This is a genomic window from Pantoea phosphatilytica (assembly GCF_051025615.1).
Lineage (GTDB): Bacteria > Pseudomonadota > Gammaproteobacteria > Enterobacterales > Enterobacteriaceae > Pantoea.
Genome location: NZ_JBPFDF010000001.1, coordinates 1856783 through 1882737, shown reverse-complemented (window position 1 = coordinate 1882737; position 25955 = coordinate 1856783). Strand labels below are relative to the sequence as shown.

Here is a 25955-nt window from a genome sequence, read left to right as displayed (position 1 = left end):
AAGCGCGATGTCATCAGTTTTACGCACAGCGGCCGCAACGCCGCAGGAAAGCCTGGCGTATTTACAGGCAAAACTCACTTACTACACCGATGCCTGGGATCTGGCGGAAGACTTAGGGCAGCAGTGCACCGGGATCGTGGTGATCGATGCGCGCGCCCCGGACGCCTATCGCGCCGGGCACATCAGCGGCGCGATTAACTTCCCGCATCGCAGCATGAACGCGGAGACCACGGCCCGGCTCGACCGCAGCAAAGTCTATGTCACCTATTGTGACGGCATCGGCTGCAACGGCTCGACCAAAGCGGCCCTGAAGCTGGCTTCGCTGGGATTTCAGGTCAAGGAGCTGACTGGCGGGCTGGATTTCTGGAAACGGGAGGGTCATCCGCTGACGTGGGGGGAGGCGGCGGGCGAATGGCCCGTTTCCGGGCCTGCGGCATCCTGTGGCTGCTGATTCAGAACACCAGCCAGAGCAGGAAGATGACTAAGAGCGCGACAAACAGGCCCAGCAGGGGACGCTGAGCCAGAGGTTGCAGGCCCGCGGGCAGGGAGGCGACAAACGGCGACCAGATCGGCTGCGGCCTGATCTCGCCGGGCGCCAGCGGCTGCTCATGCAGCTTTTCTGCCCGCTCAGCGCGACGGCTGAACAGGAAGTTAAGCAGATCCTGCGTCTGGGTCACGGTGAGCACGGTCTGCGGCGTCGCCTGGAAACGCTGCTGGCTGTACTCCTCCAGCTGACTCTGCTCCTGCTTATCCAGCGGCTGTTTCAGGGACGCTTCCAGCAGTTGCAGCGTCGGTGCGCTCTGCTGGCTCAGCGTCTGGCGCACCTGCAGATACTGGGTCAGCAGCGGAAAGTGGCGCGACGGGATCGGGTCGCCGCTGGTCAGATTCACCAGCTTCAGGGCCGCCGACCACAGCTTGCCGGTTGATTCACCGGTAGCAGCCGCCAGACGAATGACCTGCTGGTTCAGCGTATGGTGCTCGGCAGGCAGCAGGGTGCGATCGCTGACGCGGATCTGCTGCGGCTGCGGGATCGTCATCTGCCCGTTCTGCAGCATGGTCAGCACCTGGCGCAGCTGATCCTGACTCAGTGCGCTCAGCACGGTCTGACCAAACTGCTGACGGATAAAATCGCTGACCGCCTGACGGTTGTTGCCTTTTGGCAGCAGTTCGGTGAGCTGGGTCATCAGCTGACGCGTGGCATGCCCGTTCTGGGCCTGGGTCAGACGGCTGTTAAGATACTGTTCCGCTAAGGGAAAGTGGCGCGACTGCAACTCAGCTTCGCTCTTCACGCCGACCTCATGCCGCACACCCGCCCAGAGTTCAGGCGCTTTGAGATTGCTGAGCGAAGAGATACGCACGATCAGACGTTCTAAGGTGGTGCGCTGAGCAGGGGAGAGCGGCTGCTCACCCGCCACCGAACCGTGACGTGACGCGCCGGTTTGCGGATTGACAGATGAACGATCGCCGACCGGCACACCGGGGCCGCTGAGAGGTTGCATGGCGGATTCCTTGGAAAAACAGAACAGCGTGGGGTGCGCCGGAATAAGAATAGGCCATGATAGCAAAAGCCCCCGTGAAATCCCACGGGGGACATCTGTTTGATGTGAGATTTACTCTTCCGCCAGCTTCAGGCGATGACGACGCCAGCGTTTCCAGAGTGGCGGGACAAGCAGGACTGCAATCGCCAGCACCAGCAGCACTTTGCAAATCAGGCTTTCCCACAGGATCACCAGATTGCCGTTACTGATCGACAGGGCGCGGCGCAGGTTCTGCTCCAGCATTTCACCCAGCACAAAGCCCAGGATCAGAGGCGACATCGGGAAGTCCATTTTGCGCAGGATATAACCGAATATCCCCAGGCCGACCATCAGCAGCAGATCGAAGGTGGTGCTGTGCACGGCATAAACGCCCACGGCGGAAATCGCGGCGATGGCTGGCACCAGGAACCAGAGCGGGATGCTCAGCATGCGGGCGAAGACGTTGATCATCGGAATGTTCATCACCAGCAGCATAACGTTGCCAATCAGCAGTGCCGCGATCAGACCCCAGACGATATCCGGCTGCTCGACAAACATCGCCGGCCCCGGCGTGATGTTATAGAGCGTCAGGGCGCCGACCATCACCGCCGTCGTGCCGGAGCCAGGGATCCCCAGCGTCAGCATCGGGATAAAGGAGCCACAGGCGGAGGCGTTGTTTGCCGCTTCCGGGGCGGCCACGCCGCGAATATCACCTTTACCGAACTGGTCACTGCCGCTGATTTTTTTCTCCGTCATATAGGCGATGGCGCTGGCGATGGTCGCACCGGCACCCGGCAGAACGCCGACAAAAAAGCCCAGGAAGGAGGAGCGCAGCGTTGCACCGGTTGCCATCGCCGCCTCTTTCATGTTGAACATCATGCGGCCGCTGGCCCGCACCGCCTTCTGACCACTGCTGGTGGATTCCAGCATCAGCAGAATTTCACTCACCGAGAACAGGCCAATTACGACGACCACAAACTGAATGCCGTCGGAGAGGTGGACGCTTTCGAAGGTAAAGCGGTAGACGCCGGTATTCGCATCCACCCCGACCGTCGCCATGCCCAGGCCGATTAAGGCGGCAAGGAACGACTTCAGCGGATTGTGGCTCATCATGCTGCCCAGGCAGGCGATGGCGAACACCATCAGGGCAAAATATTCTGCCGGGCCGAACGCCAGCGACCAGCTGGCCAGCAGCGGAGCAAACAGAATGATCCCCAGGATAGCGATGGTGGAGCCGATAAAGGAGCTGACCGCCGAGATGGAGAGGGCAACGCCCGCTTTGCCCTGTTGCGCCATCGGGTAACCATCCAGCGCGGTCATGATGGCTCCGGCATCGCCCGGCACGTTGAGCAGAATCGAGGAGATTCGCCCTCCATATTCACAGCCGATGTAAACCGTTGCCAGCAGGATCAGCGCCGATTCGGCCGGCAGGTGCAGCGCAAACGCCAGCGGCATCAGAATCGCCACCCCGTTAATCGGGCCGAGACCAGGCAGCAGGCCGACGATGGTGCCGATAAAGCAGCCGATCAGGGCAATCAGCAGATTCTCTGGCGTCATGGCGACGGCAAAGCCCTGCATTAAAAAGGACCAGGTATCCATGATGCTCTCCTTAACTCAGCCAGCTGCCGAACGGAAGCGTGACTTCCAGCAGACGGTCAAATGCGTAAAACAGTGAGGTGCCCATCACCAGCCCGGCCAGCGCGGCGGCCCACCAGCGCGCGCCAAACAGCAGGCCAATGCCAAAGGTCAGCAGCGTCGTGCAGATGGCAAAGCCCAGCGTCTCGAACAGCCAGCCATAGAGCATCATCATCACCGCCAGCGCCGCCAGCCGTTTCAGGGTGCCGCTGGCAGGCCACTGAATAGTGTCCGGTTTACGAAAAAGCATCAGCACGGCGCAGATAGCCATCAGGCCCAGGATCGCCATCGGGAACGGACGCGGCCCCACCGGTTCGTAACTGTATTCACTCTGGATCTGCCAGGCCACCACCATGCCGCCGAGGCACAGTGCCAGCCACAGGGCAGCAAAAATACGATCGCTCATCATCTGCTCCCGTTATTTGTTATTTGGCCAGGCCAAAGGATTTTGCCTGCTCACGGTAATCTGCCACCTGCTTCTTCACGTAGCTGTCGAGCGCCTGACCGGTCAGGTTAAACTCGAACAGGCCGCGCAGGTCGCGCTGCTTTTTGAACTCCGGCGTCTCTGTCATCTTTTTGAACGCCTCTTCCCACCACTGATAATCGGCATCGCTGACTTTGGGACCCAGGTAGTAGCCGCGGATCACCGGCCAGACGATGTTAAAACCCTGCTCTTTGGCGGTCGGCACCTCCGCCAGCTGGCCCGGCAGACGCTGATCGGACATCACGGCCAGCACCCGCATTTTGCCGCCCTGCAGGTGCGGCACCATTTCACTCATGTCACCGGAGACCACCTGAATGTGGTTGCCGAGCAGCGCCGTCACCGGCTCACCGCCGCCCTCAAAGGCGACATAGCGCATCTTGCGGGGATCGATACCGGCTTCGCGTGCCAGCAGCGCGGTCTTCATCCAGTCCTGGCTGCCGATGGACGCTCCGGCACCCACCACCACTTTGGTGGGATCTTCTTTCATAGCCGCCATCAGCTCACCCAGGGTTTTCCACGGCGCGTCATCACGCACCGCCACCATGCCGTAATCGGTGCCGACGGCCGCCAGCCACTTCACGTCGTCAACGGTATAGCGGCCAAATTTGCCCTGAGAGAGGTTGAGCAGCGAGCCGCCGGAGAAGGCGACAACGGTGCCCGCTTCGGCCGGACGCTGGGCGATAATGGCGTTATAGGCGACCGCACCGACGCCGCCGGGCATGTAGGTGACGCGCATCGGCGTCTTAATCTGGCCGGTTTCCTGCAGTGAGACCTGCAACAGTTTGCAGGTCAGATCAAAACCGCCGCCGGGTTTCGCGGGCGCGATACATTCGGTGCGGCCCGGCCCCTCTGCGGCGACGGCATGGGTCGCCATCAGCGTCAGCAGGGTGGTGGCGAGGGCGGCAGGCATTAATTTTTTCATTGCAGGCTCCATTCATTCATCCAGAGTGTGATTGCTGCTGAAACATCAGCGTTATCGAATTGTTAAGACAGCTACCTTTCATTTACCTTTCAGGGAGCGGATTTAATAACAGGATGTGATATGCGTCTCTTACTGGTGGAAGATACGGCTGACCTGGCGCGCTGGCTGCAGAAGGCGCTGACGCAAAAAGGGTTTGCGGTTGACTGGGTAGCGGATGGCGTGGCGGCCGATCACGCGTTGCAGTGTGAAGCCTATGCGCTGGTGGTGCTGGATGTCTCTCTGCCTCGGATCGATGGCCTGGAGGTGCTGACCCGTCTGCGGCGGCGGGGTCAGAGCGTGCCGGTGCTGTTGCTGACCGCGCGCAGCGCGCTGGACGATCGGGTGCGCGGCCTGAACCTGGGCGCGGATGACTACCTGACCAAACCCTTTGAGCTGGATGAGCTGGAAGCGCGGCTACGGGCGCTGCTGCGGCGCAGTCAGAGTCAGACCCCGCAGAATCAGTCGCTGGGCCAGCTGAGGCTGGACAGCGAAGGCTATTTCCTGCTGGCCGACAGGCCGCTGGCGCTGACGCCGCGCGAATCGAGCGTCCTGACGACGCTGATGCAGCGTCATGGCCGGCCGGTCTCCCGGCAGTTTCTCTATGAGCAGACCTTCAGCCTGGCGGATGAAGCCAGCCCGGAGAGTATCGAGCTTTACGTGCACCGCGTCAGAAAAAAACTGGCAGGCAGCGATGTGGCGATTGTGACGCTGCGCGGGCTGGGCTACAGCCTGGAAACGCTGCCATGCGGCTGACGCATTCGCTGCGGGGTGAGCTGCTGGCCTGGTTTGGCCTGCCGCTGCTGTTGCTCTGGGCGCTGTCGGTTTACACCCACTATCAGAGCGGGCTGGCGGCCGCGAATCAGGCTTACGATCGCTCGCTGCTGGCGTCCGCCCGGACGGTGGCGGAGCGGCTGGTGGTGCGGCGGCAGCATCTGGAGGTGGATGTCCCCTGGGTCGTGCTCGACAGTTTTGAGCGCAACATGAACGATCAGCTCTTCTACCAGGTGATCTCCCCGGAGGGCAAAACGTTATCCGGTTACAACGACCTGCCGCCGATCCCCATCACCAGCAAAATGTCCACTGCCTATCCGGCGCTGGTGCACTTCTATGACGGCCGCTATCACCAGCAACGCATCCGGGTTGCAGCACTCTGGCAGCCGGTGAGCGAGTCAGGTGTGGATGGCATGGCGCTGGTGCTGGTGGCCGAAACCATTCACTCCCGGCAGGAGTTTGCCCGCGGGCTGATGCGAACCGCGCTGATCAGCCAGAGCGGACTGGTACTGATGACACTGCTGCTGGCGGGCCTGATGCTGCGCCGGGTGTTGCGCCCGCTGCGGCGGCTGTCCCGCACCGTGTTACAGCGCGACGGCGGTGAATTGACGCCACTTCCCTCGCTGCCCTGGTCGGAACTGCAACCGCTGATCATCGCCTTTAACCGCTATCTTGCCCGGTTGCGGGGGCTGCTGGCGCGCCAGGATCGTTTCAGTGCTGACGCGGCGCACCAGCTGCGGACGCCGCTCACCATCCTGAAAACGCAGGTCAGCGTTGCGCTCAGCAGTGAACGTCCCGAAGCCTGGCAGGAGAGTCTGCTCGGTATGCGCCATACGCTGGATGAGACTATTGTCCTGACCGATCGGCTGTTGCAGTTAGCCCGCATCAAAGCGCGTCACGGCGAGGATAAACCGATGACGCGGGTGGATCTGGCGGCCATCGTGCGCGACGCCTGCTTCAGCCGCTATACGGCGGCCCGCACCCGGCAGATCGATCTGGGCTATGAAGGGGAAGAGAGCAGCCTGATCGCGGGCGATGGCGTGCTGATTGGCGAACTCTGCGCCAATCTGCTGGACAACGCGATTAAATATACCCCCTGTCACGGCATTGTCACCGCCCGGGTAAGGGCGGGCGGGCTGGAAATTGAGGACAGCGGGCCGGGCATCGAGGGGGCGGAGCAGCTGAAAGCGTTACAGCCTTTTCAGCGGCTGGACAATGCCGGGATGCAGCCGGGCGCCGGTATCGGCCTGGCGCTGGTGCAGGATATCTGCGCCTGGCATGGCGCGACCCTGCAGCTGGATCGCAGTTCGCAGCTCGGCGGACTGCGGGTGACGGTACGGTTTACAACGGATGCAGGTTAGTCGCTTTTCGCCGGGTGAGGGGAGTACGCAGCCGCTGCGCCAGGATCACACCAGCGAGGGTCAGACCGCCACCGATCCAGTGGTAGCTGTGCAGATGTTCATGCAGAAACAGCACGGCGATCAGGGCGGTAAACAGCGGGATCAGATTCATAAAGATACTGGTGGTGCTGGCCCCCAGGCGCTGCACGCCGTGGATCCACAAAAAGGGCGCGATGATCGAGGCGAACAGGCCGGCAAACAGCACCAGCGGCAGGTTGTGCAGGTTCAGTGCGATCGTCGGTGCCAGCAGGAAGCCTGGCAGTAACAGCAGCACACCAAAGAAAATCTGTACGTAGAGGCTGTGCCAGATCGGCAGCGGCAGCGCCCAGCGGCGGGTCAGCACGCCATAGAGCGCATAGGCAGTCGAGGCGGCCAGCATCATCAGTTCTCCCTTGCCCAGCCCCTGGCTCAGCAACCGGGTGACGTTGCCCTCGCTCACCAGCCACACCAGGCCGGTAAAGGAGATCACACTGCCGAGCAGGATCCCGAGCGTCGGGGCAATCCGCAGGATCACCACGCTCAGCAGCACCGTAAGCAGCGGGATCAGCGCACCAATAATCCCCATAAAGAGCGCGCTGACGCTGTGCGCGGCGTAATAGGCCAGGCTCTGATAAAGTGCCATTCCCAGCAGACCGAGCAGTGCCAGCCGCCACAGATGCGGCTTAATCGTCTGACGCGTGCGCCAGACGCCAGGCAGCACAAACGGCGTCAGCACCAGCAGCGCCAGCAGCCAGCGATAGAATGAGATCGCCGAGGGATCGATCGCGCTGGCCGAAAGCTTGCTGACAATCGAGTTAATCGACCAGATCACGACCGCAACAAGCGGGTAAAGAAAAAACATGCTGACGCTCCGGAAACCTTAAAGAGGCGCAGTGTACGCTTCTGCGGATTTATTCCGATAGTGAATATCGGACAAAATAATGTGTCAGGGGGACAGAATGATCCTGCAAGTCACCAGGCAGCCGCCGATGGATACGCCGCAGTCAGGCTACGTTCTGCGTCATGAGCAGGCAGGCACACCGTCAGATCGCTACCGCGCGCGGTTAGGCTAACGCGCCGCTTTATGCCAGAATAATCCCCCTCATATGTAACTGACAGGAAAGCCGTGGTGAAAATTCTGGTCGATGAAAATATGCCCTATGCCCGTGAGCTGTTCAGCCGGACCGGCGAGGTGGTTGCGGTGCCGGGGCGTCCGCTGCCGGTGGCAGAACTGGCCGACGCTCAGGGGCTGATGGTGCGCTCCGTCACCCAGGTTAATGAGGCGCTGCTGGCGGGCACGCCGGTGAAGTTTGTCGGCACCGCCACGGCAGGCACCGATCATATCGACGAGGCGGGACTGCAGCGGGCAGGCGTCGCGTTCTCCGCAGCGCCCGGCTGCAACGCCATCGCGGTTGTGGAGTATGTCTTCTCCGCGCTGCTGCTGCTGGCGGAACGTGATGGGTTCCAGCTGCGCGATCGTACCGTCGGGATTGTGGGGGTTGGCAATGTTGGCGGGCGGCTGCAGAAGCGGCTGGAAGCCTGGGGCATCCGCACCCTGCTGTGCGATCCTCCGCGCGCCGATCGCGGTGATGAAGGCGAGTTTCTGTCGCTGGACGCCGTGGCAGCGCAGGCCGATATCCTGACGTTCCACACGCCGCTGTTTAAAGAGGGCCCCTACAGGAGCTGGCATCTGGCCGATGCGGCGCTGCTGATGGGGCTGAAACCCAATACTATTCTGATTAACGCCTGTCGCGGCGCGGTGGTGGACAACGCCGCCCTGCTGGAGGTGCTGAACATGCGGCACGATCTGAGCGTGGTGCTTGATGTCTGGGAGCCGGAGCCGGATCTCTCGCTGGCGCTGCTGGACAAGGTCGATATCGCCACGCCCCATATCGCGGGCTACACGCTGGAAGGTAAGGCGCGCGGCACGACCCAGGTGTTCGAAGCCTGGTGCGACTTTATCGGTCAGCCGCAGCAGGTGCCGCTCAGCACTTTACTGCCGGTGCCGGAGTTCAGCGAGATCACCCTGAATGGCCCGCTGGATCAGCCAACGCTGAAACGCCTGGCGCATCTGGTGTATGATGTGCGCCGCGATGATGCCCCCTTGCGTAAAGTGGCGGCAAAACCCGGTGAGTTCGATCGCCTGCGTAAGCAGTATCAGGAGCGCCGCGAGTGGTCATCGCTGCAGGTAAACTGTGATGATGCCGCCACGGCGGCGATGCTGAATCAGCTGGGCTTTAATGCACTCTTCTCCCCAACATAATACCGGCTGCGGGCCTGCCAGCTGTTTCCGTATGGAATAAGACGGAACGGTCGCGGTGCGCAGTGCTGACGCCCCATCGGACGGCGGGTTAAAGGGGGGGATAAATCTGAATCCCCGGGCGGTGAATATCACCGCCTTCTGTTTTTATGTCATTGTCTGGAGTAAACCAACATGTCTGACGGCTGGAATATTGCGCTACTTGGCGCGACAGGCGCAGTAGGGAACGCTGTACTGGAACTGCTGGCGGAACGCCAGTTCCCGGTTGGTGAATTATATTTACTGGCCAGCGAGAACAGCGCGGGCGAAACGAAACGCTTCGAGGGCCGCTCGCTGCGGGTTGAAAATGCAGAGTCGTTCGACTGGTCACAGGCGCAGCTGGCCTTTTTCGTCGCGGGACGTGACGCCTCCGCGCGCTACGCCGACGACGCGGCCAACGCGGGCTGTCTGGTGATCGACAGCAGTGAGCTGTTTGCGCTGGAACCCGACGTGCCGCTGGTGGTGCCGGATGTAAACCCGCATGTGCTGGCGGATTATCGCAATCGCAACATTATCAGCGTGGCCGATAACCTGGTGAGCCAGCTGCTGACCGCCATTAAACCGCTGGTGGATGTGGCGGGCCTGGGGCGTCTGCAGGTGACGAATCTGCTCTCCGTCTCCAGCTACGGCAAAGTCGCCGTGGATGCGCTGGCGGGTGAAAGTGCCCGTCTGCTGAATGGTATTCCGGCCGATGAGCACCATTTTGGTCGCCAGCTGGCCTTTAACCTGATGCCACAGCAGGCCGATGCCGAAGGCAGCGTGGAGAGCGAGCGCCGTCTGATCGATCAGGTGCGTAAGGTGCTACAGGACGAAGGCTTACCGATTGCGGTCAGCAGCGTGCAGGCGCCGGTGTTTTACGGCAATGCGCAGATTGTCCACATCGAAAACCTGCGTCCGCTCTCGGCGGAAGAAGCGCGTGCCGAACTGGCGCTGGCGGCAGATATCCGTCTGAGCGAAGAGGATGAGGTGCCGACACCGGTGACGGATGCGTCGGGCAATGGCGAGCTGAGCATTGGCAGCGTGCGCAATGACTACGGTATCCCGGAGCTGCTGCAGTTCTGGTCTGTAGCGGACAACATTCGCTTTGGTGGCGCGCTGATGGCGGTGAAAACCGCCGAGAAACTGGTTCAGGAGTACCTGTAACCATGTCAGAAGGTCAGACGCACAAACTGGCGCTCGGCATCGAGTATGACGGCAGCCACTACTATGGCTGGCAGCGTCAGAACGAAGTCCGCAGCGTGCAGGAGAAGGTGGAGCGCGCCCTGTCGAAAGTGGCTGACCATCCGGTCAGCATTTTCTGCGCGGGCCGGACCGATGCGGGCGTGCATGGAACCGGGCAGGTGGTGCATTTCGACACCACCTCGCAGCGACCGGATGGGGCCTGGACGCTGGGCGTCAACGCCAATCTGCCGCCGGATATTGCAGTCCGCTGGGTAAAGGCGGTGCCGGACGATTTCCATGCCCGTTTCAGCGCCACGGCGCGACGCTATCGCTACCTGATCTACAATCAGCGCCTGCGTCCGGCGGTGCTGGCGAAGGGCGTGACGCATTTTTATCATCCGCTGGATGCGGAGAAGATGCATCGCGCCGGGCAGTGCCTGCTGGGCGAGAATGATTTCACCTCGTTCCGCGCGGTGCAGTGTCAGTCACGCACGCCGTGGCGCAACGTGATTCACCTCAACGTCACGCGCCTGGGCGCTTACGTGATTGTGGATATCAAAGCCAACGCCTTTGTGCATCACATGGTGCGCAATATCGTGGGCAGCCTGATGGAGATAGGCTGCGGCAATCAGCCGGAGTCATGGATGGCAACGCTGCTGGCGGCGAAGGATCGGACATTAGCTGCAGCCACAGCCCGGGCAGAGGGGTTATACCTGGTGGCGGTGGATTATCCATCGCACTTTGCGTTACCACAGCCGCCGATGGGACCCTTGTTCCTCGCGGATTAATTCACTTTCAGGACTTTAAAGGGCGCGCTATGGAGTTTCTCCATTTTCTGGTTGATTTTATTTTGCACATTGATGTGCATCTTGCCGAACTGGTTGCGCAGTACGGTGTCTGGATTTACGCTATTTTGTTCCTGATTCTGTTCTGCGAAACCGGACTGGTGGTCACGCCGTTCCTGCCAGGTGACTCGCTGCTGTTTGTCGCGGGCGCGCTGGCGGCGCTGCCGGGCAACGATCTCAATGTGCACCTGATGGTGACATTGCTGGTGGTGGCGGCCGTGCTGGGCGATGCGGTGAACTACACCATTGGCCGTCTCTTCGGTGAGCGGTTGTTCAGCAACCCGAACTCGAAGATTTTCCGTCGCAGCTATCTGGATAAAACCCATGCGTTTTACGCCCGTCACGGCGGAAAAACCATTATCCTGGCGCGTTTTGTACCGATTGTCCGGACTTTTGCGCCGTTTGTGGCCGGAATGGGCCATATGTCTTATCGCCACTTCGCGCTGTTCAACGTGACGGGTGCGCTGTTATGGGTGCTGCTGTTCTCCTATGCCGGCTACCTGTTTGGCGATCTGCCGGTGGTACAGGAAAACCTGAAGCTGCTGATTGTGGGCATTATCCTGGTCTCTGTTCTGCCGGGTGTGATCGAAGTCTGGCGTCATCGCCGTCAGGCTAAGCAGCAGAAGCTGCCATAACGTTTCGCTCAGGGGTAAGACCAGATTTTTATCCACAGTCTGAACAGGTTGTGGTTTAATGAGCGACATTTACCGTCTGCTGAAGCGGTTTTCAGCAGTATCAAGACGACTGGACCAGGTCAGTTTTAAACAGAAAGGTCATCAATGAGCTGGATTGAACGCATTCTTAATAAAAGCACCACGACGCCTGCGCGCAAAGCTAGCATCCCGGAAGGGGTGTGGACGAAGTGTGACAGCTGTGGACAGGTGCTGTACCGCGCTGAACTGGAGCGCAATCTTGAGGTCTGCCCGAAGTGTGACCACCACATGCGTATGCATGCCCGCGAGCGCCTCGGCAGTTTCCTCGATCAGGGCACTATGGTTGAGCTTGGCAGTGAACTTGAACCCAAAGATCTGCTGAAGTTCCGTGACTCGAAAAAGTATAAAGATCGTCTGGTTGCAGCGCAGAAAGCGACTGACGAGAAAGATGCGCTGATCGTAATGAAAGGTCAGCTGCACGGCATGCCGGTTGTGACAGCCGCCTTTGAATTTGCCTTTATGGGCGGCTCAATGGGCTCTGTCGTCGGCGCCCGTTTTGTCCGTGCCGTTGAGCAGGCGCTGGAAGATAACTGCCCGCTGATCTGCTTCTCCGCCAGTGGTGGCGCACGTATGCAGGAAGCACTGATGTCGCTGATGCAGATGGCGAAAACCAGTGCGGCGCTGGCAAAGATGCAGGAGCGCGGTCTGCCTTACATTTCTGTGCTGACCGACCCGACCATGGGCGGCGTCTCCGCCAGTTTTGCCATGCTGGGCGACCTCAACGTCGCGGAACCGAAAGCGCTGATCGGCTTTGCCGGTCCACGCGTTATCGAGCAGACCGTGCGTGAAAAACTGCCGCCGGGCTTCCAGCGCAGTGAGTTCCTGATTGAGAAGGGCGCGATCGATATGATCATTCGCCGCCCGGAAATGCGCTACAAACTGGCGAGCCTGCTGGCAAAAATGATGAACCTGCCGGCACCGCTGCATGACGGTGAACAGTCCGTTCCTGCGACGACTGAATCGGAAAGCAACGAGGCCTGACAGGAGATAGAGAGGCACGCCCGTCGTGCCTCTTACCAATGCACCGTATACCGCAGCATCAGTCTGACGGGTATCAATAAGCAAAACGGGACATATGGACAATCTTCACCTTCCTCAAGCCACGTCGCCTTTGGCCGCGTGGCTTTATTATCTTGAGCACCTGCATACTCAGGCTATCGAACTGGGTCTGGACCGTATTCGCCAGGTGGCACAACGTCTCGACCTGCTGAAACCCGCCCCTTTCGTCTTTACCGTCGCCGGAACCAACGGCAAGGGCACCACCTGCCGCACGCTGGAAGCGCTGCTGATTGCCGCAGGCTATCGCGTGGGCGTCTACAGTTCGCCACATCTGGTACGCTACACCGAACGCGTCCGGGTGCAGGGTGAGGAGCTGAGTGAGGCGCAGCACTGCGCCAGCTTCGCGGAGATCGAGGCCGGACGTGGCGAAATCTCGCTGACCTACTTTGAATTTGGCACGCTCTCGGCGCTGAACCTGTTCCGCCAGGCGCAGCTCGATGTGGTGATCCTCGAAGTCGGTCTGGGCGGACGGCTGGATGCCACTAATATTGTGGATGCCGATGTCGCCGTCATCACCAGCATCGCGCTGGACCATACTGACTGGCTTGGCCCGGATCGCGAAAGCATCGGGCGCGAAAAGGCCGGTGTTTTTCGAGCCGGCAAGCCGGCCGTCGTCGGCGAAGCTGATATGCCGCAGAGCATTGCCCGCGTTGCGCAGGAAAAGGGCGCGCAGCTGCTCCAGCGCAACATTGACTGGTCATGGCATGCGCAGGCCGGGAGCTGGTCGCTGCGCGACGCGATCGGTGAACTGAACGATCTGCCACTGCCGCAGGTCCCGCTGCCGAATGCGGCGACCGCGCTGGCGGCGCTGCGGGTTTCCGGGCTTACGGTCAGCGAGGCGCAGATCCGCGCCAGCCTGCCGCTGGCGATGCTACCGGGGCGCTTTCAGACCCTCAGCGAGTCACCGCGCGTGATTCTGGATGTTGCTCACAATCCGCACGCAGCGACCTATCTGGCGTCGCGGCTGGCGGCGCTGCCGAAAAAGGGCAAAGTGCATGCCGTTGTGGGCATGCTGCATGATAAAGATATCGCCGGTACGCTGGCGGCGCTGGTACCGGTCGTCGATGCCTGGTACTGCGCGCCGCTGGAAGGACCGCGCGGCGCTACGGCTGAGCAGCTGCTGGATGCGCTGCCGCAGGGCGAGGCGTTTGGCTCGGTTGAGCTTGCCTGGCAGCAGGCACGTCAGCGTGCCGCGCCGCAGGATATTGTGCTGGTCTGTGGTTCATTCCACACCGTAGCACAGGTCATGGAATCGATTAAAACGGAGAAAGGACGTGGCGAGTAAGTTTCAGAACCGTTTAGTCGGTACCATTATTCTGGTGGCCGTGGGCGTGATTGTGCTGCCCGGCCTGCTGGATGGTCAGAAAAAGCATTACAAAGAGGAGTTCGCCGCCATTCCGCTGGTGCCCAAACCCGACGATCAGCAGGATAGCGAGATGGTGCCGCCGGTCACGCAGTCGTTACCGGCTCAGCCGCCGGAAGGCGCGGGCAGTGCGGTCAGCAGCAGCAACAGGAGTAACGCTACGGCGGAGCAGGGGCGGACGCAACCTGAAGAAGAGAGCGAGCCGGTTGTGGTGTCGCCACCGCCTGTGCATCAGTCTGTGCCTGCACAGACGGTGACGAAGCCGAAAGCGGAAGAGACGCGCAAGCCCAAAGTGACCGAGCAGACGAAGCCGAAAACGGTCGAGCAGCAGAAGCCAAAAACGGCAGAGCAGCCTAAACCGAAGCCGGTCGAACAGCCAAAAGTGGTGGAGCAGCCGAAGCAGGAGCAGCCGAAGCAGGAAGAACCGCCGAAAGCCGCAGAGAGCACGGCCCCGGCAGGGCAGGCTTACGTTGTACAGCTGGGTGCGCTGAAGAACGCCAGCAAGGTGAATGAGATCGTCGCGCAGCTGCGGCTGTCGGGCTACCGCGCCTTTACCGTGCCTTCCACGCCGGTACAGGGCCAGATCACCCGCATTTATGTGGGACCGGATGCCTCCAAAGCCAAAATGCAGAGCGCGGTGGGCGAGCTGAAAAGTATCTCCGGGCTGGGCGGCGTCGTGAAGCCGTACAGCGCACGCTAAGGGATCATTGACGCTGCCGATAGCAGTAACAGGCAGCGTCTTTGCGCCGCCAGACTCACCGGTTAAGCCGGTCTCTGGTCTGAAAATATGAAGATTTTCAACGGATTGTCTGGCTGAAAATCACCCGGGCGATGGTCTTTTTTTTCATCGCCCTTTTTATGGATGCAGAAAAAGAAAACCGCTACGCAAACGTTTTCTTTTTCTGTTAGAATGCGCCCCGAACTGGATGCAGGGGTGCAATTGCACTGGCGCTGGAAAAGTTCATGATCTGGATTGATTACGTCATTATTGCGGTAGTTGGTTTTTCGGCTCTGGTCAGCCTCGTTCGCGGGTTTGTCCGGGAAGCCTTATCTCTCGTTACCTGGGGATGCGCGTTTTTTGTCGCCAGTCATTACTACGCCTACCTTGCAGTCTGGTTTACAGGCTTTGACGACGAACTGGTTCGTAACGGTATCGCCATCGGTGTGCTGTTTGTGGCTACCCTGATTGTGGGGGCTATCGTGAACTACGTTATCGGCTCGCTGGTGGAAAAAACCGGCCTGTCGGGAACCGACCGGGTGTTGGGCGTCTGTTTCGGGGCGTTGCGGGGTGTGCTGATCGTAGCCGCTTTGCTGTTCTTCCTTGATACATTCACTGGCTTTTCCAGAAGTCCGGACTGGCAGCAGTCCCAACTCATTCCCGAGTTCAGTTATATCATCAGGTGGTTTTTTGATTACCTGAAAAGCACGTCGAGTTTTTTACCCCGGTGATGTGACCGGGAGTGCGGCTTAATGAGGAAATGACAACATGTGCGGTATTGTCGGTATCACCGGTTTCATGCCGGTCAACCAGTCGATCTATGACGCGTTAACGGTGCTCCAGCACCGCGGGCAGGATGCCGCAGGCATTTGTACTATCGATGCGCTGAAATGTTTTCGCCTGCGAAAGGCAAACGGCCTGGTCAGCGACGTTTTCGAAGCACGCCACATGCAGCGTCTGCAGGGCAACATGGGGATTGGTCACGCGCGGTATCCCACAGCGGGAAGCTCCAGTGCCTCTGAAGCGCAACCTTTCTACGTAAACTCGCCGTATGGTATTACCCTGGCGCACAACGGTAACCTGACTAACGCCCATGTGCTGCGTAAGCACCTGTTCGAAAAGGGCCGTCGTCACGTTAACACCACATCAGATTCTGAAATCCTGCTGAATATCTTTGCGCAGGAGTTAGACCGTTTCCAGAACGACCCGCTGGAAGCCGACAACATTTTTGCGGCGGTCGCCGCCCTGCATCAGCAGGTGCGTGGCGCCTACGCCGTCGTCGCAATGATTATCGGTCACGGTATGGTCGCCTTCCGCGATCCGAACGGCATCCGTCCGCTGGTGCTGGGTAAGCGCGTCATCGCGGATGGCCGCACCGAATACATGGTCGCCTCCGAGAGCGTGGCGCTGGATACGCTGGGCTTTGAGTTCATTCGTGACGTGGCACCCGGCGAAGCGGTCTATGTCACCGAGCAGGGCCAGCTCTCGACCCGCCAGTGTGCGGAAAACCCGAAGAGCAATCCGTGCCTGTTCGAGTATGTCTATTTTGCCCGTCCTGACTCTTTCCTGGACAAAATCTCGGTCTACAGCGCCCGCGTTCGCATGGGCACCAAGCTGGGCGAGAAGATTGCCCGCGAATGGGAAGATCTTGATATCGATGTGGTGATCCCGATTCCGGAGACCTCAACCGATATCGCGCTGGAAATTGCCCGTATTCTCGACAAACCCTATCGTCAGGGCTTTGTGAAGAACCGCTACGTGGGCCGTACCTTTATCATGCCAGGTCAGCAGTTACGCCGCAGCGCGGTGCGCCGCAAGCTCAACGCGAACCGTGCCGAATTCCGTGATAAAAACGTGCTGCTGGTGGATGACTCGATCGTGCGCGGCACCACCTCCGAGCAGATTATCGAGATGGCGCGTGAAGCGGGCGCGAAACGGGTCTATCTGGCCTCTGCGGCCCCGGAGATCCGTTTCCCGAACGTCTACGGTATCGATATGCCGAGCGCCACCGAACTGATCGCACACGGTCGTGAAGTGGAAGAGATTCGTCAGCTGATCAAAGCCGATGCGCTGATCTTCCAGGATCTGGACGATCTGATCGAGGCGGTGCGTGAAGAGAACCCGGAGATTGCCCAGTTTGAGTGCTCCGTGTTCAACGGCGTCTACGTCACCAAAGATGTCGATCAGCAGTATCTGGAGTATCTCGAATCGCTGCGTAACGATGATGCCAAAGCGCTGCAGCGTCAGAACGAGGTCGAGAACCTTGAGCTGCACAACGAAGGCTGATGCGGTGTTAAGCCGGGTCGCATAGAGCAGGGCGGGAGCAATCCCGCCCTGTTTGTTTTCAGAATCCCGCTGGCCGCGTATGATGGCGCACTGGCAGACATAAGGTTGGACTATGAAACGACTCATCATTGGCATCTCTGGCGCAAGCGGGGTGATCTACGGCGTGCGCATGCTGCAGGTGCTGCAGCAGGTGGAAGGGGTGGAAACGCATCTGGTCATGAGCAACGCGGCGCGTCAGACCCTGGGGCTGGAGAGCGACTATTCGCTGCGCGATGTGCAGGCGCTGGCCGATGTGGTGCATGACGTGCGCGATATTGCAGCAAACATCTCGTCCGGCTCGTTTAAAACCCTGGGCATGGCGATCTTACCCTGCTCGATGAAAACGCTGTCGGGCATCGTACATAGCTACAGCGATTCGCTGCTGACCCGCGCCGCTGATGTGGTACTGAAAGAGCAGCGCAAGCTGGTGCTGTGCGTGCGGGAAACTCCGCTGCACGTGGGACACCTGCGGATGATGACGACCGCGGCAGAGCTGGGGGCGATTATCATGCCGCCCGTGCCGGCGTTTTATCACCGTCCTGAAACCATCGACCAGCTGATCGATCAGACCGTAAACCGGGTCATCGACCAGTTTGATATTGAACTGCCGGAAGATCTTTTCACGCGCTGGCAGGGTGCATAAAGTTCCGCTGGCGCACTTATTTAGTGCATAAGCGCGCCACGGATCACTCTTCGTGCATTTGATGCACCAAAAGTTAACAACGTCGCTTTTTCTCTTTTACTTCGCTGCTATATTCCCCTCACAAACACAGCGTTTTCACCTGTCTGACATCACGCTAACTGCGTGGATTACTTGCAGAACTGGCATGAAACATGCAGATTAATTTGCGCAAGCACATCATGAACCACATAACAAAAAGCACTTTACTTGAGGGTAATCTATGAAAAAGCGTGTTCTGGCTCTTTCCCTGATGCTGGGCTTATCCAGTGCTGCCAGCGTTTTTGCGGCGGTACCGGGTTCCATCCGTATCGGCACAGACCCAACTTACCCACCGTTTGAGTCGAAAAACGCGCAAGGCAAGTTAGTGGGCTTCGACATCGACCTCGCTAACGAAATCTGTAAACGCATTCATACCCAGTGTACCTACGTGGAAAGTGACTTTGATGCGCTGATCCCGTCGCTGAAAGCGAAGAAAATCGACGCCATCATCTCCTCACTCTCGATCACCGCCAAACGTCAGGAAGAGATCGCCTTCTCAGAAAAACTCTACGCGGCAAATGCGCGTTTAGTGGCACCGAAAGGCTCTAAAATCGAACCGACCATCGAGTCGCTGAAAGGGAAAAATATCGGTCTGCTGCAGGGCACCACGCAGGAAACCTATGCCAATGAGAACTGGCGGCCAAAAGGGGTGACCATCACGCCTTACGCCAACCAGGATCTGGTTTATCAGGATCTGAATGCCGGACGTATCGATGCGGCCTTCCAGGATGAAGTGCAGGCCAGTGAAGGTTTCCTGAAGCAGCCGGTCGGTAAGAACTACGCGTTCGCCGGTCCTGCCGTGAAAGATGACAAGATTTTTGGCGTCGGCACCGGCATGGGTCTGCGTAAAGATGACAGCGAGCTGAAAGCGGCCATCGACAAAGCGTTTACTGAAATGCGTAAAGATGGCACCTACGACAAGATTGCGAAGAAATACTTCGACTTTAATGTGTACGGCGACTAACCATCCTGTCGCTTTATCCGCTCTGCAGTACGCCGTTCTGCCCGCCTGAGCCGCTTCGCTCAGGGCAGAGGGTGTCTGCAACCACGAGATAGAGCTAAACTGCCCGTCGGACGCTGGCGGGCAGCGTTTCGTTTTCACCCCACGACAGGACCCTCTCGATGCTGTATGGCTATTCTGATGTAATTCTTCGGGGCACCCTGGTGACGCTGGAGCTGGCGCTGACCTCTGTGCTGCTGGCAGTGCTGCTGGGCCTGATAGGCGCTGGCGCAAAACTGTCGCGCAACCGGCCACTGGCGTTCGTCTTTGAAGGCTACACCACGCTGATTCGCGGCGTACCTGACCTCGTACTGATGCTGCTGATCTTCTATGGTCTGCAGATTGTCCTCAACCAGGTTACCGATGCGCTGGGCATGGCGCAGTTTGATATCGACCCGATGGTGGCCGGTATCATCACGCTCGGCTTTATCTATGGTGCCTATTTTACCGAAACCTTCCGTGGCGCCTTTATGGCGGTGCCAAAAGGGCAGATCGAAGCGGCCACCGCGTTTGGCTTTACCAGCGCGCAGGTGTTTCGTCGTATTCTGTTCCCCGCCATGATGCGCTATGCGCTGCCGGGGATCGGCAATAACTGGCAGGTCATTCTGAAAGCCACCGCACTGGTTTCGCTGCTGGGGCTGGAGGATGTGGTGAAGGCGACCCAGCTGGCAGGCAAAAGCACCTGGCAGCCGTTCTACTTCGCCATTGTCGCCGGTGTGATCTATCTGGTGTTTACCACCCTCTCCAACGGGGTGCTGTGGTGGCTGAACCGGCGCTATACCGTCGGCGTGAAGAGGGCGAGTTATGATTGATATTATTCAGGAATACTGGAAATCGCTGCTCTGGACCGACGGCTACCGTTTTACCGGCGTCGCCATCACCCTGTGGCTGCTGATCCTGTCGGTGACGCTGGGCGGATGTCTGGCGATTCTGCTGGCGATCGCGCGGGTTTCGCCTAACCGCTTTATCAGTTTTCCGGTCTGGCTTTTCACCTATGTGTTTCGCGGTACGCCGCTCTATGTGCAGCTGCTGGTGTTCTACTCCGGCATGTATACGCTGGAAGTTGTGAAGGGCTCGGAACTGCTGAACGCCTTTTTCCGCAGCGGACTGAACTGTACGCTGCTCGCGTTTACGCTCAATACCTGCGCCTATACCACGGAAATCTTCGCGGGAGCGATTCGCTCGGTGCCGCACGGCGAGATCGAAGCGGCGCGGGCCTACGGCTTCTCCACCTTTAAACTCTATCGCTGCATCATCCTGCCCTCGGCGCTGCGGACGGCGCTGCCGGTTTACAGCAACGAAGTGATCCTGATGCTGCACTCTACGGCGCTGGCCTTTACCGCCACGGTGCCGGATCTGCTGAAAATCGCGCGGGATATTAACTCCGCAACCTATCAGCCGTTTACCGCTTTTGGTCTGGCGGCTGTGCTCTATCTGATTATCTCTTACGTGTTGATCAGCCTGTTCCGCCTGGCGGAACGCCGCTGGCTGGCTCACGTGAAACCCTCTTCATCGCATTGAGTAGAACTATGGCTGACAACAAATTAAGCGTCACCGAATTGCATAAGCGTTACGGTGAACATGAAGTGCTGAAAGGGGTCTCGTTGACGGCTCAGGCGGGCGATGTGATCAGTATCATTGGCTCGTCCGGTTCAGGGAAAAGTACCTTTTTACGCTGCATCAACTTCCTCGAAAAACCGAGTGAAGGCGCCATCGTGGTCAATAATCAGCAGATCACGCTGGTACGCGACAAAGATGGCCAGCTCAAAGTGGCGGACAAGGAGCAGCTGCGGGCGTTACGCACCAGCCTGACCATGGTGTTCCAGCACTTTAATCTCTGGAGCCACATGACGGTGCTGGAGAATGTGATGGAAGCACCGATTCAGGTGCTGGGGCTGAGTAAAGCGGACGCGCGTGAACGCGCCATACGCTATCTGGATAAAGTGGGCATCGATGCGCGCGCCCAGGCGAAGTATCCGGTGCACCTCTCAGGGGGCCAGCAGCAGCGCGTGTCGATTGCGCGCGCGCTGGCGATGGAGCCGGAGGTGCTCCTGTTCGACGAACCGACCTCTGCGCTGGACCCGGAGCTCGTCGGTGAGGTGCTGCGTATCATGCAGAAGCTGGCGGAAGAGGGCAAAACCATGGTGGTTGTTACCCACGAGATGGAGTTCGCCCGTCACGTCTCCAGCCATGTGATTTTCCTGCATCAGGGCAAAATCGAAGAGCAGGGGCCGCCTGCCGAGCTGTTCGGCAATCCGCAAAGCCCGCGTTTACAGCAGTTCCTGAAAGGGTCGCTGAAGTAAGCCACTGCCCGCGTCGGATCGGCGCGGGCAGAAGCTTAAGCCTTCACCACATCCTGCAGCGCCTCCTGCAGATCGTACCAGCGGAAGCCAAAGCCTGAGGCTTCCAGCCGCTTTGGCAGCACATGCTGTCCCCCCAGCACCAGAACCGACGACTCTCCCATCATCAGCTTAATGGCGCTGGCCGGCGTGCGCATAAAGGCCGGACGATGCATTACCCGGCCCAGCGTGGCGGCGAACTGCTCATTGCGCACCGCGTAGGGCGCGACCATGTTGAACGGGCCGCGCAGATCGTCATGATCCAGCAGCCAGAGGATGGCGTTGACCATATCATCCAGATGGATCCACGGCATATACTGCTTGCCGCTGCCGAGCGGGCCGCCGATCCCGAGCTTAAAGGGCAGTTTCATCCTGCTGAGCGCGCCACCTTCGGGGGCCAGCACGACGCCGGTGCGCAGCAGGCAGACGCGGGTTCGTTCGCTCTCCGCCGCCAGCGCAAGCTGCTCCCAGCGGGCGCAAAGCTGATGGGTAAACTCATCGTGACCCTGATCCTCTTCCGTCAGCACCAGATCGCCGGTATTGCCGTAATAGCCGGTCGCCGATCCTGAGATCAGCACGGCGGGCGGCGTACTGCTGGCGTTGATCAGGGAGGCGATCTGCTCGGTGATCTGCCAGCGACTCTCGCACAGTTGCTGCTTGTGAGGCTCCGTCCAGCGTTTATCGGCGATCGGTTCGCCCGCCAGATTAATTACCGCATCGATATTATTCAGGTCCGGCTGCTGTGCCAGACCGGACCAGAGCGCGACCTGATCGCCCAGTTTCTCACGCGCGCTGACCACATCCCGCGTCACCACGCTGATCTGATGCCCCAGCTGCTGCAGGCGCGGAATCAGGTGACGGCCAATCAGTCCCGTGCCACCGGTAATGAGAATGTGCATGTTGCGGCTCCCTTGATGTTTTTGTTATTTGCACCTTTCAGCATAGAAGAGTCGTGCCACTCTATCGTGCGTCGCGTCGCGCTTTCTTCTTCCGGCAGCAGAGATCGGATGAGCCCGCCGTTGCCTTCCCAAAAAAAAATCGGTAAACATGATGCAACCCTGACAGCCAATTGAGGTAACCGATGAATTATCCGCCCATCACCCTGTGGTCCGATTCATCATTTTTCAGTCCTTACGCCATGTCGGCCTATGTTGCTCTCTCCGAAAAAGGGATCCCCTTTCAGCTTAAACGCGTCGATTTGTCTCAGAATCAGCAATATGCCGAGGCGTACCGCGCGCTGTCGCTGACCTGCCGGGTTCCGACCCTGCAAATCGATACTTTTCTGTTAAGCGAATCTTCGGCAATTACCGAATATCTCGAAGAGCGGTTCCCGGCACCCGAATTTGAACGCCTGTATCCCCGTGACCGGGAGAAGCGCGCCCGCGCCCGGGAAATCCAGGCCTGGCTGCGCAGCGATTTTCTCTGGATCCGTCAGGAGCGACCGACCGAGGTGCTGTTTGCCGGAGAACGCTTTGCGCCGCTGACGGCCTCCGCGCAGCAGGCGGTGGATAAACTGATTACCGCGGTCGAGCGCCTGCTGCCGGACGGGCAGCAGAACCTGTTTGGCGAGTGGTCCATTGCCGATACCGATCTGGCGGTGATGCTTAACCGGCTGGTCCTGCATGGCGACCCCTTGCCCGCTCGTCTTCGGCATTATGCTGAGTTTCAGTGGCAGCGAGCCTCGGTACAGCTGTGGTTAGCAGAAAGTGGTAAAAATCGGTAAGCGCCAGGGCTTGCTCAGGCTGGCGGAAGTGATTACCTTACGCCACATAAAAATAACGACGTGGCAAACTGCGTACCCAGGTGTACGCCAAACTGGAAAGGGTTACTGATGGTGGATCAAACCGCGGGTGACGGCATCGAGTGGGTCGATATCGTTAACGAAGAGAATGAAGTCGTTGCTCAGGCGACACGCGCGCAGATGCGTGCTCAGTGTCTGCGTCATCGTGCCACCTATATCGTGGTTCATGACGGCATGGGCAGGATTCTGGTGCAGCGCCGCACTGAGATAAAAGATTTTATGCCGGGCAAGCTGGATGCGACCGCAGGCGGCGTAGTGCAGAGCGGTGAAGATATGCTTGAATCTGCGCGCCGTGAAGCAGAAGAGGAGCTGGGGATTGCCGCGGTGCCGTTTGCTGAGCATGGCAAATTCTACTTCGAAGATCAGCACTGCCGCGTCTGGGGCGGTCTCTTCAGCTGCGTCTCGCATGGGCCTTTCGCCATGCAGGAGTCGGAAGTCGATGAGATTATCTGGATGACGCCCGATGAGATCACTGCGCGCTGTGACGAGTTCACTGACGATTCGCTGAAAGCGCTGTCACTCTGGATGAGCCGCAACGGCGATAACCGCGCCTGAGTGAACGCTCCCGGTCGCGTGACCGGGCGTATTGCCGGCTAACCGGCAAAAAAAAAGGCATGCCCTGCGGCATGCCTTTTTCGTGAGCACCAGAGGTTAGCCTTCCGCCTGCTGGGACTGAATGGCGGTCAGAGCGATGGTATAGACGATGTCATCTACCAGTGCGCCGCGCGACAGGTCGTTGACCGGCTTACGCATACCCTGCAGCATCGGCCCGATAGAGATCAGGTCAGCTGAACGCTGTACCGCTTTATAGGTGGTGTTACCGGTGTTGAGATCCGGGAAGATGAACACCGTTGCGCGACCGGCAACCTGCGAGTCTGGCGCTTTCGATTTCGCCACATCTTCCATGATCGCGGCGTCATACTGCAGCGGACCATCAATCACCAGATCCGGACGTTTCTCCTGAGCGATACGGGTCGCTTCACGGACTTTCTCCACATCGCTGCCTGCACCTGATGTGCCGGTAGAGTAGGAGATCATCGCCACGCGCGGATCGATGCCAAAGGCTTTGGCAGAATCGGCTGACTGAATAGCAATCTCTGCCAGCTGCTCAGCCGTTGGATCGGGGTTAATCGCGCAGTCACCGTAGACCAGCACCTGCTCCGGCAGCAGCATAAAGAACACGGAGGAGACCAGTGAGCTGTTCGGGGCGGTTTTGATCAGCTGCAGTGGCGGACGAATGGTGTTGGCGGTGGTGTGTACTGCACCGGACACCAGACCATCGACTTCGCCGCTCTCCAGCATCATGGTGCCCAGCACCACGTTATCTTCCAGTTGCTCCTGAGCGACCACTTCGGTCATGCCTTTATTCTTACGCAGTTCGACCAGGCGCGGCACGTAGTTTTCACGCACCTGTTCAGGATCAACAATCTCTACGCCTTTACCCAGTTCAACACCCTGAGCCGCAGCGACGCGCTGGATCTCATCCGGGTTGCCCAGCAGAACGCAGGTCGCGATACCGCGTTCGGCACAGATGGCGGCGGCTTTCACCGTACGCGGCTCATCGCCCTCTGGCAGCACCACGCGTTTGCCCGCTTTACGCGCCAGCTCGGTCAGCTGATAGCGGAAGGCTGGCGGTGAAAGGCGACGGCTGCGCTCTGAGGTGGCGGTCAGGGACTCAATCCACTCCGCGTTGATGTAGCCGGCGACATACTCCTGCACCTTCTCAATGCGCTGCGTATCGTCAGCCGGCACTTCCAGGTTGAAGCTCTGCAGGCTCAGTGAGGTCTGCCAGGTATTGGTTTTCACCATAAACACCGGCAGGCCGGTCTGGAAGGCGCGTTCACAAAGACGGGCGATGCGGTCGTCAATCTCGTAGTTACCGGTCAGCAGGATGGCACCGATCTCAATGCCGTTCATGGCGGCCAGACAGGCGGCGACCAGCACATCGGGGCGGTCGGCTGAGGTGACCAGCAGTGAGCCCGGACGGAAATGTTCCAGCATGTGCGGGATACTGCGCGCGCAGAAGGTAACCGATTTTACCCGGCGGGTCTGAATCTCACCTTCGTTAATGATGCGGGCATCCAGATGGCGGCACATATCGATCGCACGGGTTGCGATCAGATCAAAGCTCCACGGTACGCAGCCCAGCACTGGCAGCGGGCTGTCCGAAAAGAGCTGTTTAGGATCGATGTTGGCGATGCTGGCTTTGGACGAGTCATCGAAAATCTCTGACAGGTCAGGGCGGGTACGCCCCTGATCGTCAACCGGCGCGTTGAGTTTGTTGATGATCACGCCGGTGATATTTTTGTTCTTCTGGCCGCCGAAGCTGCTCTGTGTCAGCTCGATGCGCTCTTTGAGCTGTGCCGGAGAGTCATTGCCCAGCGCCATCACGAAGACGATTTCCGCGTTCAGGGTTTTGGCGATTTCATAGTTCAGCGCGTTGGCGAACTGATGTTTACGGGTCGGCACCAGACCCTCAACCAGCACCACCTCAGCATTCTGGCTGCTGGCATGGTAACGGGAGATGATCTCTTCCATCAGCGCATCCTGCTGGTTCGAACCCAGCAGTGATTCCACGCGTGACATCTGCAGCGGTTCGGCGGCAGGAATGGAGGAGTTTTTACGGATGATGGTGGTGGTCTGATCCGGGTTGTCGCCGCCGCTGCGTGGCTGGGCAATCGGCTTGAATACGCTGAGGCGGACGCCTTTGCGCTCCATCGCGCGGATCACACCGAGACTGACGCTGGTCAGGCCGACGCTGGTGCCGGTCGGAATGAGCATTATTGTACGTGACACGTTTAAACCTCTCAGTCATGGCTGGGTGTCAGAAACAACGCCGTCAGCCTGGGCTGACGGCGAAAAGG

Annotated in this window: 26 protein-coding genes; 19 read left to right on the top strand and 7 right to left on the bottom strand. The window is 59.3% G+C overall.

The genetic code is table 11. The annotated features are described in order from the left end of the window. The first annotated feature begins 7 nt into the window (after window positions 1-7). Window positions 8-451 (top strand): rhodanese-like domain-containing protein, encoded by a 444-nt coding sequence (locus ACR6AS_RS09010; RefSeq protein WP_111140440.1) that lies wholly within the window; start codon window positions 8-10, stop codon window positions 449-451. 1 nt (window position 452) lies between these two features. On the opposite strand, the gene flk is transcribed toward ACR6AS_RS09010, so the two are convergent. From flk to ACR6AS_RS08990, 4 genes are all read right to left on the bottom strand, one after another. After that, window positions 453-1499, bottom strand: coding sequence for a flagella biosynthesis regulator Flk (flk, locus tag ACR6AS_RS09005; protein WP_111140441.1), 1047 nt, complete (start codon window positions 1497-1499; stop codon window positions 453-455). Between the two features lie 111 nt (window positions 1500-1610). Next, window positions 1611-3116, bottom strand: a complete 1506-nt coding sequence (locus ACR6AS_RS09000) for a tripartite tricarboxylate transporter permease (RefSeq protein WP_111140442.1) — start codon at window positions 3114-3116, stop codon at window positions 1611-1613. Between the two features lie 10 nt (window positions 3117-3126). Continuing rightward, entirely contained in the window at window positions 3127-3558 is a 432-nt protein-coding gene (locus tag ACR6AS_RS08995; protein ID WP_434161797.1) for a tripartite tricarboxylate transporter TctB family protein, read from the bottom strand. Between the two features lie 19 nt (window positions 3559-3577). Further along, a complete protein-coding gene (locus ACR6AS_RS08990) occupies window positions 3578-4558 on the bottom strand; it encodes a Bug family tripartite tricarboxylate transporter substrate binding protein (RefSeq protein WP_293772035.1) in 981 nt (326 codons plus the stop codon). A 120-nt stretch (window positions 4559-4678) separates the two neighbouring features. Here ACR6AS_RS08990 and tctD point away from each other — a divergent pair, with 120 nt between their 5' ends. Further along, a complete protein-coding gene (gene tctD, locus ACR6AS_RS08985; RefSeq protein WP_111140445.1) occupies window positions 4679-5350 on the top strand; it encodes a transcriptional regulator TctD in 672 nt (223 codons plus the stop codon). Further along, on the top strand, window positions 5341-6729 hold the full coding sequence (locus ACR6AS_RS08980) for a sensor histidine kinase (protein ID WP_418797596.1): 1389 nt from the start codon (window positions 5341-5343) through the stop codon (window positions 6727-6729). The genes tctD and ACR6AS_RS08980 overlap by 10 nt, the downstream gene beginning before the upstream one ends. On the opposite strand, the gene ACR6AS_RS08975 is transcribed toward ACR6AS_RS08980, so the two are convergent. Beyond that, complete coding sequence (locus ACR6AS_RS08975; RefSeq protein ID WP_111140447.1) at window positions 6710-7609, bottom strand: DMT family transporter; 900 nt, start codon at window positions 7607-7609, stop codon at window positions 6710-6712. The two genes, ACR6AS_RS08980 and ACR6AS_RS08975, sit on opposite strands and share 20 nt — an antisense overlap. A 267-nt stretch (window positions 7610-7876) precedes the next feature. Here ACR6AS_RS08975 and pdxB point away from each other — a divergent pair, with 267 nt between their 5' ends. The 14 genes from pdxB (at window position 7877) to hisP (ending at window position 21254) form a co-directional block, all read left to right on the top strand. Then, window positions 7877-9010, top strand: coding sequence for a 4-phosphoerythronate dehydrogenase PdxB (gene pdxB, locus ACR6AS_RS08970; RefSeq protein ID WP_293772028.1), 1134 nt, complete (start codon window positions 7877-7879; stop codon window positions 9008-9010). Window positions 9011-9181: 171 nt separating this feature from the next. Next, window positions 9182-10189, top strand: coding sequence for an aspartate-semialdehyde dehydrogenase (locus tag ACR6AS_RS08965; protein ID WP_434161795.1), 1008 nt, complete (start codon window positions 9182-9184; stop codon window positions 10187-10189). Between the two features lie 2 nt (window positions 10190-10191). After that, complete coding sequence (gene truA, locus ACR6AS_RS08960) at window positions 10192-10995, top strand: tRNA pseudouridine(38-40) synthase TruA (protein WP_111140450.1); 804 nt, start codon at window positions 10192-10194, stop codon at window positions 10993-10995. 29 nt (window positions 10996-11024) lie between these two features. Then, entirely contained in the window at window positions 11025-11687 is a 663-nt protein-coding gene (locus tag ACR6AS_RS08955) for a DedA family protein (RefSeq protein ID WP_111140451.1), read from the top strand. A gap of 144 nt (window positions 11688-11831) precedes the next feature. Beyond that, entirely contained in the window at window positions 11832-12746 is a 915-nt protein-coding gene (gene accD / locus ACR6AS_RS08950) for an acetyl-CoA carboxylase, carboxyltransferase subunit beta (protein WP_111140452.1), read from the top strand. A gap of 94 nt (window positions 12747-12840) precedes the next feature. Continuing rightward, on the top strand, window positions 12841-14109 hold the full coding sequence (folC, locus tag ACR6AS_RS08945; RefSeq protein WP_434161792.1) for a bifunctional tetrahydrofolate synthase/dihydrofolate synthase: 1269 nt from the start codon (window positions 12841-12843) through the stop codon (window positions 14107-14109). Further along, the gene (gene dedD / locus ACR6AS_RS08940) at window positions 14099-14887 is read left to right on the top strand and encodes a cell division protein DedD (protein ID WP_111140454.1); all 789 of its coding nucleotides are present in this window, start codon (window positions 14099-14101) and stop codon (window positions 14885-14887) included. The genes folC and dedD overlap by 11 nt, the downstream gene beginning before the upstream one ends. Window positions 14888-15150: 263 nt before the next feature. After that, complete coding sequence (gene cvpA, locus ACR6AS_RS08935; protein WP_111140455.1) at window positions 15151-15636, top strand: colicin V production protein; 486 nt, start codon at window positions 15151-15153, stop codon at window positions 15634-15636. 37 nt (window positions 15637-15673) lie between these two features. Next, window positions 15674-17191 carry an amidophosphoribosyltransferase gene (gene purF, locus ACR6AS_RS08930; RefSeq protein WP_111140456.1) on the top strand — a complete coding sequence of 506 codons (1518 nt, stop codon included), beginning with the start codon at window positions 15674-15676 and terminating at the stop codon, window positions 17189-17191. A gap of 112 nt (window positions 17192-17303) precedes the next feature. Continuing rightward, window positions 17304-17873: a UbiX family flavin prenyltransferase gene (locus tag ACR6AS_RS08925; RefSeq protein ID WP_293772011.1), complete on the top strand. Its 570-nt coding sequence runs from the start codon at window positions 17304-17306 to the stop codon at window positions 17871-17873. A gap of 259 nt (window positions 17874-18132) precedes the next feature. Continuing rightward, window positions 18133-18915: a lysine/arginine/ornithine ABC transporter substrate-binding protein ArgT gene (gene argT / locus ACR6AS_RS08920; protein WP_111140458.1), complete on the top strand. Its 783-nt coding sequence runs from the start codon at window positions 18133-18135 to the stop codon at window positions 18913-18915. A gap of 158 nt (window positions 18916-19073) precedes the next feature. Next, window positions 19074-19763 (top strand): histidine ABC transporter permease HisQ, encoded by a 690-nt coding sequence (locus ACR6AS_RS08915; protein WP_111140459.1) that lies wholly within the window; start codon window positions 19074-19076, stop codon window positions 19761-19763. Further along, on the top strand, window positions 19756-20472 hold the full coding sequence (locus ACR6AS_RS08910) for an ABC transporter permease (RefSeq protein WP_293772006.1): 717 nt from the start codon (window positions 19756-19758) through the stop codon (window positions 20470-20472). Before ACR6AS_RS08915 ends, ACR6AS_RS08910 begins: the two co-directional genes overlap by 8 nt. Before the next feature lie 8 nt (window positions 20473-20480). Further along, window positions 20481-21254 carry a histidine ABC transporter ATP-binding protein HisP gene (hisP, locus tag ACR6AS_RS08905; protein ID WP_111140461.1) on the top strand — a complete coding sequence of 258 codons (774 nt, stop codon included), beginning with the start codon at window positions 20481-20483 and terminating at the stop codon, window positions 21252-21254. Window positions 21255-21289: 35 nt separating this feature from the next. On the opposite strand, the gene ACR6AS_RS08900 is transcribed toward hisP, so the two are convergent. After that, window positions 21290-22189: a TIGR01777 family oxidoreductase gene (locus ACR6AS_RS08900; RefSeq protein WP_367395660.1), complete on the bottom strand. Its 900-nt coding sequence runs from the start codon at window positions 22187-22189 to the stop codon at window positions 21290-21292. Window positions 22190-22371: 182 nt separating this feature from the next. On the opposite strand from ACR6AS_RS08900, the gene yfcF reads away from it, so the two are divergent. Together yfcF and yfcD are read left to right on the top strand one after the other, a co-directional pair. Then, complete coding sequence (gene yfcF / locus ACR6AS_RS08895; protein WP_111140463.1) at window positions 22372-23013, top strand: glutathione transferase; 642 nt, start codon at window positions 22372-22374, stop codon at window positions 23011-23013. Between the two features lie 108 nt (window positions 23014-23121). Further along, entirely contained in the window at window positions 23122-23646 is a 525-nt protein-coding gene (yfcD, locus tag ACR6AS_RS08890) for an NUDIX hydrolase YfcD (RefSeq protein ID WP_293772003.1), read from the top strand. Window positions 23647-23742: 96 nt separating this feature from the next. On the opposite strand, the gene pta is transcribed toward yfcD, so the two are convergent. After that, window positions 23743-25872: a phosphate acetyltransferase gene (pta, locus tag ACR6AS_RS08885; RefSeq protein ID WP_111140465.1), complete on the bottom strand. Its 2130-nt coding sequence runs from the start codon at window positions 25870-25872 to the stop codon at window positions 23743-23745. Window positions 25873-25955: the final 83 nt, after the last annotated feature.